This is a genomic window from Streptomyces sp. NPDC047880 (assembly GCF_040706515.1).
Lineage (GTDB): Bacteria > Actinomycetota > Actinomycetes > Streptomycetales > Streptomycetaceae > Streptomyces.
This window is the reverse complement of the sequence record NZ_JBEZOK010000025.1, coordinates 82,867-97,073: the sequence shown is the minus strand read 5'-3', so window position 1 is coordinate 97,073 and position 14,207 is coordinate 82,867. Positions and strand designations below refer to the sequence as shown.

General features: G+C 71.6%; 13 protein-coding genes and 1 pseudogene. 8 read left to right on the top strand and 6 right to left on the bottom strand.

What is annotated here, in order from left to right; all coding sequences use genetic code 11:
* Positions 1-205 precede the first annotated feature (205 nt).
* The 6 genes from rhaI (at position 206) to AB0937_RS30385 (ending at position 7,911) form a co-directional block, all read left to right on the top strand.
* Positions 206-1,366, top strand: coding sequence for an L-rhamnose isomerase (gene rhaI, locus AB0937_RS30410; RefSeq protein ID WP_366716096.1), 1,161 nt, complete (start codon positions 206-208; stop codon positions 1,364-1,366).
* Between the two features lie 112 nt (positions 1,367-1,478).
* Complete coding sequence (locus AB0937_RS30405) at positions 1,479-3,518, top strand: bifunctional aldolase/short-chain dehydrogenase (RefSeq protein ID WP_366716094.1); 2,040 nt, start codon at positions 1,479-1,481, stop codon at positions 3,516-3,518.
* Positions 3,515-4,963: a rhamnulokinase family protein gene (locus AB0937_RS30400; RefSeq protein ID WP_366716092.1), complete on the top strand. Its 1,449-nt coding sequence runs from the start codon at positions 3,515-3,517 to the stop codon at positions 4,961-4,963. Before AB0937_RS30405 ends, AB0937_RS30400 begins: the two co-directional genes overlap by 4 nt.
* Before the next feature lie 70 nt (positions 4,964-5,033).
* Positions 5,034-5,789 (top strand): (Fe-S)-binding protein, encoded by a 756-nt coding sequence (locus tag AB0937_RS30395; RefSeq protein WP_366716090.1) that lies wholly within the window; start codon positions 5,034-5,036, stop codon positions 5,787-5,789.
* Positions 5,786-7,264 (top strand): LutB/LldF family L-lactate oxidation iron-sulfur protein, encoded by a 1,479-nt coding sequence (locus AB0937_RS30390; protein WP_366716087.1) that lies wholly within the window; start codon positions 5,786-5,788, stop codon positions 7,262-7,264. The genes AB0937_RS30395 and AB0937_RS30390 overlap by 4 nt, the downstream gene beginning before the upstream one ends.
* Positions 7,261-7,911, top strand: coding sequence for a lactate utilization protein C (locus AB0937_RS30385; protein WP_366716085.1), 651 nt, complete (start codon positions 7,261-7,263; stop codon positions 7,909-7,911). Before AB0937_RS30390 ends, AB0937_RS30385 begins: the two co-directional genes overlap by 4 nt.
* Here the strand turns inward: AB0937_RS30385 and AB0937_RS30380 are convergent.
* Together AB0937_RS30380 and AB0937_RS30375 are read right to left on the bottom strand one after the other, a co-directional pair.
* Positions 7,887-8,060: pseudogene (locus AB0937_RS30380) on the bottom strand (SDR family oxidoreductase); the annotation flags it as partial. The gene AB0937_RS30385 and the pseudogene AB0937_RS30380 sit on opposite strands and share 25 nt — an antisense overlap.
* 166 nt (positions 8,061-8,226) lie before the next feature.
* Complete coding sequence (locus tag AB0937_RS30375; RefSeq protein ID WP_366716083.1) at positions 8,227-8,799, bottom strand: TetR/AcrR family transcriptional regulator; 573 nt, start codon at positions 8,797-8,799, stop codon at positions 8,227-8,229.
* Positions 8,800-8,946: 147 nt separating this feature from the next.
* Here AB0937_RS30375 and AB0937_RS30370 point away from each other — a divergent pair, with 147 nt between their 5' ends.
* Together AB0937_RS30370 and AB0937_RS30365 are read left to right on the top strand one after the other, a co-directional pair.
* Positions 8,947-9,804 (top strand): MoxR family ATPase, encoded by an 858-nt coding sequence (locus AB0937_RS30370; RefSeq protein WP_366716081.1) that lies wholly within the window; start codon positions 8,947-8,949, stop codon positions 9,802-9,804.
* The gene (locus AB0937_RS30365) at positions 9,801-11,162 is read left to right on the top strand and encodes a VWA domain-containing protein (RefSeq protein ID WP_366716079.1); all 1,362 of its coding nucleotides are present in this window, start codon (positions 9,801-9,803) and stop codon (positions 11,160-11,162) included. The genes AB0937_RS30370 and AB0937_RS30365 overlap by 4 nt, the downstream gene beginning before the upstream one ends.
* Here AB0937_RS30365 and AB0937_RS30360 read toward each other — a convergent pair whose 3' ends face one another.
* The 4 genes from AB0937_RS30360 to AB0937_RS30345 all read right to left on the bottom strand — a co-directional run bounded on the left by AB0937_RS30360 (position 11,163) and on the right by AB0937_RS30345 (position 14,110).
* On the bottom strand, positions 11,163-11,867 hold the full coding sequence (locus tag AB0937_RS30360; protein ID WP_366716077.1) for an SDR family oxidoreductase: 705 nt from the start codon (positions 11,865-11,867) through the stop codon (positions 11,163-11,165). It abuts the gene before it with no gap.
* Between the two features lie 165 nt (positions 11,868-12,032).
* Positions 12,033-12,392: a cupin domain-containing protein gene (locus AB0937_RS30355; RefSeq protein ID WP_366716075.1), complete on the bottom strand. Its 360-nt coding sequence runs from the start codon at positions 12,390-12,392 to the stop codon at positions 12,033-12,035.
* Positions 12,393-12,452: 60 nt separating this feature from the next.
* Entirely contained in the window at positions 12,453-13,433 is a 981-nt protein-coding gene (locus AB0937_RS30350; RefSeq protein ID WP_366716073.1) for a pyridoxal-phosphate dependent enzyme, read from the bottom strand.
* On the bottom strand, positions 13,430-14,110 hold the full coding sequence (locus tag AB0937_RS30345; RefSeq protein WP_366716072.1) for a PAS domain-containing protein: 681 nt from the start codon (positions 14,108-14,110) through the stop codon (positions 13,430-13,432). The genes AB0937_RS30350 and AB0937_RS30345 overlap by 4 nt, the downstream gene beginning before the upstream one ends.
* Positions 14,111-14,207 lie beyond the last annotated feature (97 nt).

Sequence of the window (14,207 nt, the reverse complement as noted above, 5' to 3'; positions counted from 1 at the left end):
GGGACGTTAGGCGGGCCGCGCATGTCACGTCAATGGGTTCCGGTCGAAAAAGTTTCGGGGCCAGTTCGAGGACAGAAGGTCACGCATGGGCCACGAGTAACCGTCTTCACCGGAGGGGTTGACACCCCTCTTGGGGGCCCATAGCTTCGCGTCCTGAATCGTTTCATTCAGTGGTCGTCACGACCCGATGTCACAGGAGCCTGACGTGACCGAGCTCGCCGCGGTGAAGGCCGCTCTCAAGACACAGGCCGTCGAGACGCCGTCGTGGGCGTACGGGAACTCGGGCACGCGGTTCAAGGTCTTCGCGCAGGAGGGCGTCCCGCGCACCCCGTTCGAGAAGCTGGACGACGCGGCGAAGGTGCACGAGTTCACCGGGGTCGCCCCGACGGTGGCCCTGCACATCCCGTGGGACAGGGTCGACGACTACGCGGCACTGGCGAAACATGCCGAGCAGCGGGGCGTGAGGCTCGGGGCGATCAACTCCAACACGTTCCAGGACGACGCCTACAAGCTCGGGAGCATCTGTCATCCGGAGGCCTCCGTGCGGCGCAAGGCCGTCGCTCACTTGCTGGAGTGCGTCGACATCATGGATGCGACGGGCTCGACGGATCTGAAGCTGTGGTTCGCCGACGGGACGAACTATCCCGGCCAGGACGACATCCGGGGGCGGCAGGACCGGCTGGCCGAAGGGCTGGCCGAGGTCTACGAGCGGCTCGGGGACGGGCAGCGGATGCTGCTGGAATACAAGTTCTTCGAGCCGGCGTTCTACACGACGGACGTGCCGGACTGGGGCACCGCCTACGCCCACTGCCTGAGGCTCGGCCCGAAGGCGCAGGTCGTCGTCGACACGGGGCATCACGCCCCGGGGACCAACATCGAGTTCATCGTGGCGACGCTGCTGCGAGAGGGGAAGCTCGGCGGGTTCGACTTCAACTCACGGTTCTACGCGGACGACGACCTGATGGTCGGGGCGGCGGATCCCTTCCAGCTGTTCCGGATCATGTACGAGGTCGTGCGGGGTGGTGGGTTCACGCCCGAGGTCGCGTTCATGCTCGACCAGTGCCACAACATCGAGGCGAAGATCCCGGCGATCATCCGGTCGGTGATGAACGTGCAGGAGGCCACGGCGAAGGCGCTGCTGGTCGATGGTGAGGCGCTGGGGGCGGCGCAGCGCGGTGGTGATGTGCTGGAGGCGAATGCCGTGCTGATGGATGCGTACAACACGGATGTGCGGCCGTTGCTGCGGGAGGTTCGGGAGGAGATGGGGTTGGACCCCGACCCCATTTCTGCGTACCGGCGGTCCGGGTGGGGCGAGCGGATCGTGGCTGAGCGGGTGGGTGGACAGCAGGCGGGGTGGGGTGCGTAAGCGTCTGCCAGGTTCTGTCTGATTCGGGCTGCGGGCCGGTTGTGGCTGGTCGCGCAGTTCCCCGCGCCCCCAAGAGGGCACCTCACACCCCACTCTCTTGAAAAGGAATGTCATGGCTGTGCATCCCGAAGCCGCCGCTCTGCTCGCTCGGTCGCATCGGCTCGGAGCCGATCCCCGGAACACGAACTACGCGGGGGGCAACGCCTCCGCCAAGGGCACCGAGACCGACCCCGTGACCGGTGGTGACGTCGAGCTGATGTGGGTCAAGGGGTCCGGCGGGGATCTCGGGACGTTGACCGAGGGCGGGCTCGCCGTGCTGCGGCTCGACCGGATGCGGGCGCTCGCCGACGTCTATCCCGGTGTCGAGCACGAGGACGAGATGGTCACCGCGTTCGACTACTGCCTGCACGGAAAGGGCGGGGCCGCTCCGTCCATCGACACCGCCATGCACGGGCTGGTCGAGGCCGCTCACGTCGATCATCTGCACCCGGACTCGGGGATCGCGCTGGCCTGCGCCGCCGACGGGGAGAAGCTGACCGCCGAGTGCTTCGGGGACAGTGTGGTGTGGGTGCCGTGGCGGCGGCCGGGGTTCCAGCTGGGGCTGGACATCGCCGCTGTGCAGAAGGCCAACCCGCAGGCCGTCGGGTGCGTGCTCGGCGGGCACGGGATCACCGCCTGGGGCGACACCTCCGAGGAGTGCGAGCGGAACTCGCTGCACATCATCCGGACCGCAGAGAAGTTCCTCGCCGAGCGGGGCAGGGCCGAGCCCTTCGGGCCCGTGATCGAGGGGTACACCGCGCTCAGCGCCCCGGAGCGGCGGGAGCGGGCCGCCGCGCTCGCCCCGTACGTGCGGGCCGTCGCCTCGCAGGACCGGCCCCAGGTGGGGCACTTCGACGACTCCGAGGTCGTGCTCGGCTTCCTCGCGAGCGCCGAGCACCCGCGGCTCGCCGCGCTCGGGACCTCCTGCCCGGACCACTTCCTGCGCACCAAGGTCCGGCCGCTGGTCCTGGACCTGCCGCCGAGCGCCCCGCTGGAGGAGGCGATCGCGCGGCTGAAGGAGCTGCACGCCGAGTACCGCGAGGAGTACGCCGCCTACTACGAGCGGCACGCCGAGCCCGGCTCCCCCGCCATGCGCGGCGCCGACCCGGCGATCGTGCTGGTGCCCGGCGTGGGCATGTTCTCCTTCGGCAAGGACAAGCAGACCGCCCGGGTCGCGGGCGAGTTCTACGTCAACGCCATCAACGTGATGCGCGGGGCCGAGGCCGTGTCCGCGTACGCGCCGATCGAGGAGTCCGAGAAGTTCCGCATCGAGTACTGGGCGCTGGAGGAGGCCAAGCTCCAGCGGATGCCGAAGCCCAGGGCGCTGGCGACCCGGGTGGCGCTGGTGACGGGTGCCGCAAGCGGGATCGGCAAGGCCGTCGCGCACCGGCTCGTGGCCGAGGGCGCGTGCGTGGTCGTCGCCGATCTCCACGCGGAGAACGCCGCCGCCGTCGCCGAGGAACTGGGCGGGCCCGACAAGGCCGTCGCCGTGACCGTGGACGTCACCTCAGAGGAACAGATCGCTGCGGCGTTCCGTGCGGCCGTGCTGGCCTTCGGCGGAGTGGACCTCGTCGTCAACAACGCCGGGATCTCGGTCTCCAAGCCGCTGCTGGAGACCTCGGCCGAGGACTGGGATCTCCAGCACGACATCATGGCGCGCGGGTCGTTCCTCGTGTCGCGGGAGGCGGCCCGGGTGATGATCGCCCAGGAGCTGGGCGGTGACATCGTCTACATCGCCTCGAAGAACGCCGTGTTCGCCGGCCCCAACAACATCGCCTACTCCGCCACCAAGGCCGACCAGGCCCACCAGGTGCGCCTGCTCGCCGCCGAGCTGGGCGAGCACGGCATCCGGGTCAACGGGATCAACCCGGACGGTGTCGTACGCGGCTCGGGGATCTTCGCCGGCGGGTGGGGCGCCAAGAGGGCCGCCGTGTACGGGGTGGAGGAGGAGAAGCTGGGTGAGTTCTACGCGCAGCGGACCATCCTCAAGCGGGAGGTGCTCCCCGAGCACGTGGCCAACGCCGTCTTCGCGCTGACCGGTGGTGACCTCACCCACACGACCGGTCTGCACATCCCGGTCGACGCCGGCGTCGCCGCCGCCTTCCTGCGATGAGCGTGAGCGTGAAGTCGTACGCCGCGGTCGACCTCGGCGCGTCGAGCGGGCGCGTCATGACCGGCCGGGTCGGACTCGACTCGCTGGAGCTGAGCGAGGCCCACCGCTTCCCCAACCGGCCGGTGCGCGTGCCCGAGGGGCTGCGCTGGGACGTGCTCGGCCTGTACGCCGGAGTTCTGGACGGGCTGCGGGCAGCGGGGCAGGTCGACTCCGTCGGCATCGACAGCTGGGCCGTGGACTACGGGCTGCTGGACGCGGACGGGGCGCTGCTCGGCAATCCCGTGCACTACCGGGACGCCCGGACGGAGGGTGTCGCGGAGAGGGTGTGGGCGACCGTGCCCGCCGCGGAGCTGTACGCCGCGACCGGGTTGCAGTACGCGCCCTTCAACACCCTCTACCAGCTCGCCGCCGCCAGCTCCACGGTCCAGCTCTCCGAGGCCCGGCGGCTGCTGCTGATGCCGGACCTGCTGACGTACTGGCTGACCGGCGAGCAGGGCACGGAACTCACCAACGCGTCCACGACCCAGCTGATCGACCCGCGCACCCGTGACTGGGCGTACGGCGTCGCGGAGCGCCTCGGTATCGACCTCGGGCTGTTCGCTCCCCTGCGGCAGCCCGGTGATCCGGCGGGGGCGCTGCGGCCGGAGGTGCTGGAGGAGACCGGGCTGACCGGTCCCGTGCCGGTGACGGCCGTCGGGTCCCACGACACCGCCTCGGCGGTCGCCGCCGTTCCCGCGTCGGACGAGCGGTTCGCCTACATCTGCACCGGCACCTGGTCGCTGGCCGGCCTGGAGCTGGCAGCGCCGGTATTGAGCGAGGAGAGCCGGGCCGCCAACTTCACCAACGAGCTGGGGCTGGACGGCACCGTCCGCTACCTGCGCAACATCATGGGACTGTGGCTGCTCCAACAGTGCGTACGGGCCTGGGGCGACCCGGATCTCGGTGCGCTGCTGCTGGATGCCTCCAAGATGCCGGCGCTGCGGTCCGTCGTGGACGCGGGGGACGCGGCGTTCCTCGCGCCCGGGCGAATGCCCGAGCGGATCGCCGAGGCGTGCAGGATCTCGGGGCAGCCGGTGCCGGAGTCGCCGGCCGAGGTGACGCGCTGCATCCTCGACTCCCTCGCCCTCGCGCACCGCAAGGCCGTCCAGGACGCCCAGCGGCTAGCCGCGCACCCGGTCGACGTCGTGCACGTGGTCGGCGGCGCTACGCGCAACGCCCTGCTGTGCCAGCTCACCGCCGACGCGTGCGGTCTGCCGGTGGTGGCCGGGCCCACCGAGGCGGCGGCGCTGGGGAACGTCCTGGTCCAGGCGCGGGCGGACGGGCTGGTCGGTGACCTGGCCGGGATGCGGCGGCTGCTCGTCAACACGCAGCCGCTCACGCGCTACGAGCCCCGGGGCGGAACCGAGCGGTGGCACGCCGCGCAGGCCCGGCTCGCCGGGCGCTGACGGGGTCTCCCCCGGGCCGTGACCGCCTACTACGCTGCACTCATCCGATGATCGACCACAAGGAGCCGCGATGCGTGTCGCACTGTTCCTGACCTGCGTCAACGACACGCTGTATCCGGCCACCGGGCGCGCCGTGGTGAAACTGCTGACCAGACTGGGCGTCGAGGTCGATTTCCCGATGGCGCAGACCTGCTGCGGGCAAGCGCATTACAACACCGGATACCGCCATGAGGCCGAGCCGCTCGCCCGGCACTTCTCCGATGTCTTCGGTGAGTACGAGGCGATCGTGACGCCTTCTGGGTCGTGCGGGGCGATGGTGCGGGAGCTGTATCCGCGGATGGGTGAGCGGGCCCGGGCCGAGGGACGGGGGGACACGCTCGCGGCCACGCTGGCGCCGGTGGTGCCCAAGACGTACGAGCTGACCGAGTTCCTGGTCGACGTGCTGGGCGTGACGGACGTCGGGGCGTACTACCCGCACAAGGTGACCTACCACCCGACCTGCCACGGGCTGCGCGGACTCGGGCTCGGCGAACGGCCGCGGCGGCTGCTGCAGTCGGTGAAGGGGCTGGAGCTCGTCGAGCTGCCGGGCGCGGACGAGTGCTGCGGGTTCGGTGGCACGTTCGCGCTGAAGAACGCGGACGTCTCGGCGGCGATGGGCGCGGACAAGGTGCGCAACGCCGAGTCGACGGGCGCCGAGGTGCTGTGCGCGGCCGACAACTCCTGCCTGATGCACATCGGCGGGATCATGACCCGGCTGCGGACCGGCATGCGGCCGGTGCACATCGCGGAGATCCTGGCGAGCACGGAGGAGGAACCGGCCGTATGAGCGGGACGTATCTCGGCATGCCGGCGTTTCCGGAGGCCGCGCGGGAGGCCGTGGCGAACACCACCCTGCGCGGCAACCTGCGGCATGCCACGCACACCATCCGGGCCAAACGGGCGAAGGCCGTGACGGAGGTGTCCGACTGGGCCGAGCTGCGCGAGGCGGGCAAGCGCATCAAGGACCACACGCTGCGCCATCTCGACCGCTACCTCGTGCAGTTGGAGGAGTCGGTCACGGCCGCGGGCGGCGTCGTGCACTGGGCCGCCGACGCGGACGAGGCCAACGACATCGTCACGCAACTCGTGAAGACGACCGGCGAGTCGGAGGTCGTCAAGGTCAAGTCGATGGCCACGCAGGAGATCGGGCTCAACGAGGCGCTGGAGGCCGAGGGCATCCACGCCTACGAGACCGATCTCGCCGAGCTGATCGTGCAGTTGGGCAAGGACCGGCCGTCGCACATCCTCGTGCCGGCCATCCACCGCAACCGGGGCGAGATCCGGGACATCTTCGCCCGCGAGATGAGCGAGTGGGGCCGCCCCGCTCCCGAGGGCCTGACCGACACCCCGGCCGAGCTCGCCGAGGCCGCCCGGCTGCACCTGCGGGAGAAGTTCCTGCGGGCCGGGGTCGGCGTCTCCGGGGCCAACTTCATGGTCGCCGAGACGGGCACGCTGGTGGTCGTGGAGTCCGAGGGCAACGGCCGGATGTGCCTGACCCTGCCCGAGACGCTGATCTCGGTCGTCGGCATCGAGAAGGTGGTGCCGACGTGGCAGGACCTGGAGGTCTTCCTGCAGACCCTCCCCCGCTCCTCGACCGCGGAGCGCATGAACCCGTACACGTCGACCTGGACCGGTACGACCGACCAGGACGGCCCGAGCACCTTCCATCTGGTACTGCTGGACAACGGCCGCACCGACACCCTCGCCGACGAGGTGGGCCGGCAGGCACTGCGCTGCATCCGATGCTCCGCCTGCCTCAACGTGTGCCCGGTGTACGAACGGGCCGGCGGCCACGCCTACGGCTCGGTGTACCCGGGTCCGATCGGCGCGATTCTCAGTCCCCAACTGCGGGGCACGGCAAGCGAGATCGACGCCTCGCTGCCCTACGCCTCGTCGCTGTGCGGAGCGTGTTACGAGGTGTGCCCCGTCGCCATCGACATTCCCGAGGTGCTGGTGCACCTGCGGGAGCGGGTGGTGCAGGGCGGCGAGGTCACGCGGGCGGGCAACAAGGTGGTGCTGCGGCCCGCGAAGGGGCATGCCGCCGAGCGGGCGGCGATGCGTGCGGCACGCTGGACGTTGTCGCACGCGGGCGCACTGCGCACCGGCCAGCGCGCCGCCTCCCGGACCCGCCGCTTCCATCCCCGGACGCTGCCCGGCCCGGGCAGGGCCTGGAGCGGGACCCGGGACCTGCCCCCCGTGCCCGCCGAACCGTTCCGGGACTGGTGGCAGCGCACGCACGGCGGGAAGGGTGGGGCCAGGTGAACAGCAGGGAACGGATCCTGGGGCGGGTACGGCGCGCGCTGGCGGACGCGCCGGCCGACGAGGCGCCGATCGCGCGGGACTACCTGCGCGAGCACGGGCAGCGGACCGTCGCGGAGACGGTGGAGCTGCTCGCCGGGAACCTGGCGGACTACCGGGCTCTCGTGCACCGCACCGACACCGGCGGGCTGGCCGCTGTGATCGCGGGGCTGCTGGAGAAGCACGGATCGGCGTCGGTGCTGGTGCCGCCCGGGCTGGACGAGGGGTGGCTCGCCGCGACCGGGGTGACGCGGGTGGCGGACCGGGCCGAGAGCACGCCGGCCGAACTGGACCGCTTCGACAGTGTGGTGACGGCCTGTGCGGTCGCGATCGCCGAGACCGGCACCATCGTGCTGGACGGCTCACCCGACCAGGGCCGCCGCCGGATCACCCTCGTCCCGGACCACCACATCTGTGTGGTGCGGGTGCCCGATCAGGTCGTCTCGTCCGTGCCGCAGGGTCTCGAACGCCTCGACCCGGCCCGCCCGTTGACGTGGATCTCGGGCCCGTCGGCGACCAGTGACATCGAGTTGGACCGGGTCGAGGGGGTGCACGGTCCGCGCACCCTGGAAGTGGTGCTGGTGGGTCAGGGCAGGATCGAGTCCACGTAGCCGCCGTCGACCCGCAGGGCACCGCCCGTGGTGGCGGAGGCGTGGCCGGAGGCGAGGTAGACGACCACGTTGGCGATCTCCTCCGGCTCGATCAGCCGCTGGAGCAGGGACTGCGGCCGGTGCTGCCGCATGAACGCGCGCTGGGCCTCGTGCTTCCCCGGCACGTCGAGGACGGGACACAGGGCGTGTCGCCACTCGACGCGCAGACCGGTGCCGGAGCCGGGCGGGCGGCACGGACCAGGGCGGTCGCATCGGCGCCGCCTGACCGGCGAGCGCGCCCGGGTGCAGGCCGGACCGGCTGCGGATCCTGCCCGGTCAGCGGGCGCCGGACGCGTCCAGCAGCGCGGTCACGGTCGTCGTGGTCAGGCCGTCCAGCGTCTCGATCCCCGCGCCGGCCCGGGCGCTGGCCCCGTCGAAGACCAGCATCAGCTGACGGGCCAGTAGCTCCGCGTCCCGCGCCCCGCCCTCCTCGGCCTGCGTGCGGAAGAAGCCCAGCAGCCACTCCTTGGCCCCGCGGGCCACAGTGCTCGCCGGGTGCTCGGGGTCCTTCAGTTCGACCAGGGCGGCGAGATAGGGACACCCCTGGTAGGCGGGCTCGGCGGAGGCTTTCTCCAGCCGTTCGAAGACGTGCAGGATCCTGTCGCGCGGGCTGCCGTCCTGCTCCCGCGGTCCCGGCGTCAGCCGCTGCTCGTACTCCGGGAGCCTTCGGGCCAGGCTCGCAGCGAGGACCTCGTCCTTGCTTCCGAAGAGCTGGTACATGGACCGCTTCGAGACCCCGGCACTCCGGCACAGCGTCTCGACACCGAGGGAGACGCCCTCGCGGTAGAACAACTCCGCCGCCGCGTCGAGGAGCCGGTCCCGGGTGGACGCCTTGTCGGTTGTGGTCATACGGGCGAGGGTACCCCGTCCCGGCTCCAGGGAAACCGATCGGTTTCGCCGATTGCCGGGGTGGGCGACCCCGTGACAGCCTGACTGAACAAGCGCTTAGATAGTGCCCTGTCCGTCACGCCGACGCCGCCGCCCAGGAGGCCACCGTTGTTCACATCCGTCGACGACGTGTCCACTCGCCTCGCCGAGGCCGGTTACCTCGCCTCGCGGTCCGTCGCCACGACCGTCTTCCTCGCCGACCGGCTCGGCAAGCCGCTCCTGGTGGAGGGCCCGGCCGGCGTCGGCAAGACGGAACTCGCCAAGGCCGTCGCCGAGGTCGCCGGGGCCCGGCTGGTCCGCCTCCAGTGCTACGAGGGGGTCGACGAGTCCCGCGCCCTGTACGAGTGGAACCACGCCAAGCAGCTCCTGCGCATCAGCGCGGGCCGCGACGAGACGTGGGACGAGGCACGCACGGACATCTTCAGCGAGGAGTTCCTGCTCACCCGGCCGCTGCTGACAGCGATCCGGGGCGACGACCCCAAGGTGCTGCTGATCGACGAGACGGACAAGGCGGACGTCGAGGTGGAGGGTCTGCTGCTGGAGGTGCTCAGCGACTTCCAGGTGACCGTCCCCGAGCTGGGCACGATCACGGCGACGCGCCGTCCCTTCGTCGTCCTCACCTCCAACGCGAGCCGGGAGCTGTCCGAGGCGCTGCGCCGGCGCTGTCTCTTCCTGCACATCGGTTTCCCCGAGGAGGAGCTGGAGCGCCGGATCGTACGGCTGAAGGTGCCGGGCCTCGACGAGACACTGGCCCGTTCGGTCGTCCGGGTCGTGGGCGCGCTGCGGGCGATGGACCTGCGCAAGGTGCCGTCGGTGGCCGAGACCGTCGACTGGGCGCACACGCTGCTGGCGCTCGGCGCCGGGTCGCTGGACGAGACCGTCGTGCGGGCCACGCTCGGTGTGCTCCTCAAGCACCAGGACGATGTCCTCAAGGCGTCCGCCAAGCTCGACCTGGACGCCCTGTGACCACGCCGGCGGGCGTCGCCGAGCGGCTGGCGTCCCTGGTCGGGGCGTTGCGCGCGCACGGTGTGCGGATCGGCACCGGCGAGACGGTCGACGCGGCACGGGCCGTCGCGGAACTCGGCCTCGCCGACCGGGAGCTGCTGCGTGAGGGGCTCGCGGCGACGCTGCTGCACGGGCCCACCCAACGGCAGGTGTTCGACTCGGTCTTCGACCTGTACTTCCCGCGCGGGGTCGGCGGCCCGGAGCAGCCGGCGGCGGGGCGCGAGGAGCTGCGGAACCGGCTGGCCGACGCGCTGGCCGCCGACGACCGGGCGATGCTGGGCCGGCTGGCGATCGAGGCGGTCGACGGGTTCGGCGGTTACGGCTCCTCGCCGGAGTCGGACGGCTGGTCGTCGTACCAGGCACTCGAACGGCTGCGGCCGCAGACGCTGCTGGCCCGCGTGCGGGACACCGTCCGGGGGCAGGGCGGCGGCGACACGGGGTTCACGGACCGGCTGCTGGAGGACGAGATCCGGCGGCGCATCGACGCCTTCCGCGCCCTGGTGGCCGCCGAGGCGCGGCGGCGGGTCGCCGAGCGGCGCGGCCGCGACGAGAACGCCCGGCGGGCGGTGGCCCCGACCGCGGACCGGGTCGACTTCCTGTTCGCCGGGCAGGACCGGCTCGCAGAGCTGCGCAGAACGGTGCAGCCCCTGGCCCGCAAGCTCGCGACCCGGCTGGCGGCCCGGCGCCGTCGCGCCGCGCGGGGCACGATCGATCTGCGGCGGACCCTGCGCGGTTCGCTGTCCACGGGTGGAGTGCCGATGAAGCCCGTGCTGCGCGCACGGCGTCCCGTCCGGCCCGAACTGGTGCTGCTGTGCGATGTGTCGGGCTCGGTCTCCGGCTTCTCCGATTTCACGATGCTGCTGGTGCAGGCGCTGCACGACCAGTTCAGCAAGGTGCGCGTGTTCGCCTTCGTCAACCGGATCGACGAGGTGACCGGGCTGCTGGAGCACGGGCGGGCCGACCCGGAAGGGCTGGGCGCCCGCATCCAGGCGGAGGCGGCGGTCACGGGCTACCACGGCAGCAGCGACTACGGGATGGCGCTGGGCGAGTTCGCCGAGCGGTACGTGGACGCGGCCGGTTCCCGCACGACGGTGTTCGTCCTCGGGGACGCCCGCACGAACCGGAGCGACCCGAATCTGCCCGCCCTGCGGCAGATCGCCGAGCGTGCCCGTCGCGTCCACTGGCTGAACCCCGAGCAGCGCAGCCGCTGGGGCACGGGCGACTCCGTCGCACCCGCCTACGCCGAGCTGGTCGCGATGCACGAGTGCCGCAACGCCCGGCAGTTGAGCGCGCTGGTGGCGCGGCTGCTGCCGGTGTGATCAGGCGGCGGCGAGCTGCGGGTAGAGGGCGGCGGGGTCGGCCGCCAGACCTGCCTTGACCTGCCGCGAGAGATCGTCGGCCAGGACCTCGTAGGCGCCTGACGCGATGCCGTCGAGGGCCTGGGCCGCCACGGAGCGGGCCGTGGACTTGGGCGCGTCGACCCCGGCGGCCATGTCCGTGTCGACGTAGCCGACGTGGAGGCCGGTGACGTCGATCCCGCGCGGCTTCAGGTCCAGGCGCAGCGAGTTGGTCTGCGACCAGAGCGCGGCTTTGGAGGCGCTGTAGGAGCCGGCCAGGCCGATCCAGGACAGCACGGAGTGGACGTTGAGGATGTGGCCGCCGCCGTTGCGCTCGATGACGGGGACGAAGGCCCGGGTCACCAGGAGCGGCCCGTAGAAGTTGGTCTCGAACTCGCGGCGCACGTCCTCCACGGGCGAATCGAGGAAGTTCGCGTTCACCGACGCGCCGGCGTTGTTGATCAGCAGGGTGACGTCCTGCGCCTGTTCGGCCGCCGCGGCGACGGACGCGGGGTCGGTCACCTCCAGCGCCAGCGGCACGGCGCCGGGGTGCGTGACGGTGTGCGGGTCGCGGGCCGTCGCGTACACCTTGCGCGCGCCCCGCTCGTACAGGGCTTCGACCAGCGCGCGTCCGATGCCTCGGCTGCCGCCGGTGACCAGGGCGACGGAACCTTCGATGGCGGTCATGGGAGTCTCCCTCATTGCTCACAACCAGGAAACCGATCGGTTTCCCATGACGGGAAGCGTAAACCGATCGGTTTCCAAGAGCAAGGGAGGACCGGACGGCCGGCCGCGGGAACCGGGAAGGCTCCGCGGCCGGCCGAAGGGGGCGGAAGGTCGCGCCGGTCCGCGCTAATCCTTCTTGGCGTACTCCTTGGCCATGCTGCCCGCGAAGTCGTACACCACGCACTGCTCGTCGCCGACGACCCAGGCGTCGTGGCCGGGCGGGCAGACGAACACGTCGCCGGGTCCCACCTCGCTCTCCGCGCCGTCGTCCATGCGGATGTGCATACGGCCCGAGACGACATAGCCGTTGTGGTGGATGCGGCAGCTGTCCGTCCCGGCGATCGGGGCCACCGACTCGGACCAGCGCCAGCCCGGTTCGAAGGTGGCCACGGCGAAGTCCAGCCCTGTCATGTGGACGGCTTCCAGGTGACCTCGGGGGTAATCGCGTCGCTCGTCCGGCTTGTCGAGCGTCTTCACTTCAAGCATGACGCTCCTCCTCGTTGAGGGTTTGCCTCCATCGTCCGTCCGCCCTCCGGGCGGCGCCATTCAGGGGGTGCCGCCGCCGCAGAGCTCCGCGAAGCGCCCGGCGTCGACGTTCCCGCCGGAGACGACGACACCGACGCGCGGGGGAAGCGGACCCACCCGGCCGGTGAGCAGCGCGGCCAGCGGGGTGGCACCGCTCGGCTCGACGACGATCTTCAGACGTTCGAAGGCGAACCGCATCGCGTCCCGGATCTCGTCGTCGGCGACCAGGACGACCTCGTCGAGGAGCCGCCTGTTGACCGAGAACGTCAGCTCTCCCGGGGTGTGCAGGGCCTGGCCGTCGGCGATGGTGCGCGGGACGGGAATGCTGATGCGCCGGCCCGCATCCAGCGAGCGTTTCGTGTCGTCCCCCGCCTCCGGCTCGACGCCGACGGTCCGGATGCCAGGGTGCAGGCCCTTGGCCGCCGTGGCACTGCCCGCCATCAGCCCGCCGCCGCCGACCGGCGTCAGCAGCGCGCCCAGCTCCCCGGCTTCTTCCAGCAGTTCGAGCGCGGCCGTGCCCTGCCCGGCCATGACGTGCGGGTGTTCGTAGGGCGGGATGAGCGCCAGGCCCCGCTCGGCGGCGAGGGCCTCGCCGATCGCGACGCGGTCTTCGGTGTAGCGGTCGTACGTGACGATCTCGGCGCCGTAGCCGGCGGTGGCGGCCCGCTTCGACGCCGGGGCGTCCTCCGGCATGACGATGACGGCGGTCGTGCCCAGCTCCCGGCAGGCCAGGGCGACGGCCTGCGCGTGGTTGCCCGACGAGTAGGCGGCGACACCACGGGACAGCTGCGCGGGGGTGAGGCGGGAGACGGCGTTGTAGGCGCCGCGGAACTTGAAGGCGCCCGCGCGCTGGAAGTTCTCGCACTTGAGGAAGACCTCGGCTCCGGCGAGCGTGTCCAGGGCGCGGGAGCGCAGCACGGGCGTGCGGTGGGCGACGCCCTTGAGTCTTGCCGCGGCGTCCCGGACGTCGTCGAGGGTGACCGGTGGGGTCGTGGTCGTCACGTGGAGCCTCCGGTGGAAGTGTCGTGGGCGGCCCTGGCGCGGGACAGGTAGTTGTAGGCGGAGGCGCGGGAGATGCCGAGCCGGGCGGCGACCTGTTCGACGGCGCCGCGCACGGCGAACACCCCACGGGCGTCCAGCCCGTCGAACAGCTCCACGCGCTCCGCGCGGCCGAGCTCCGCCCAGCTGCCCCGCTGCTTGGACTGGTGGACGTCGACGAGGGCGTCGACCACGGAGTCGATGTCGTTGCCGAAGGTGGTGGTCGGCGGCTCCGCCGGGGCGGCGCCCAGTCCGGCAAGCGCGCCGAGCAGGCCGTGGACCCGGGTGATCGCGCCGGCGTCCACGTTGACGCACAGGGCACCGAACACGGCTCCGGTGGAGTCCCGGAGCACCATCGTGGAGGACTTCACCAGCGTCCCGTCGCGGGTACGGGTGACGTAGTTCAGCTCGTCGGACGCTGCGCCGCCGCGGGCGAGGACCCGCAGGCCGATCTCACTCATGGCACCGCCCACCTGCCGCCCGGTCACCGACCCGGCCACGGCGACCACCGACTCCTCCGGGTTCCGGTAGTCGTGCAGCACGACGTCGCAGACCGGCCCGAAGGTCGCGGCGATCCCTTCGACGACCGGCTTCAGTGCAGCGAGGATCGCGTCCCGCTCGGCGTCCGGACCGTTGTCCATGCCTGGCCCCCTTTCACCTCACCACCTTAGACCATGAGTCCAGAGTCTGGATAGACAGTCCAGACTGCCTCAATAACCGGCAATCGTTTTCATACGA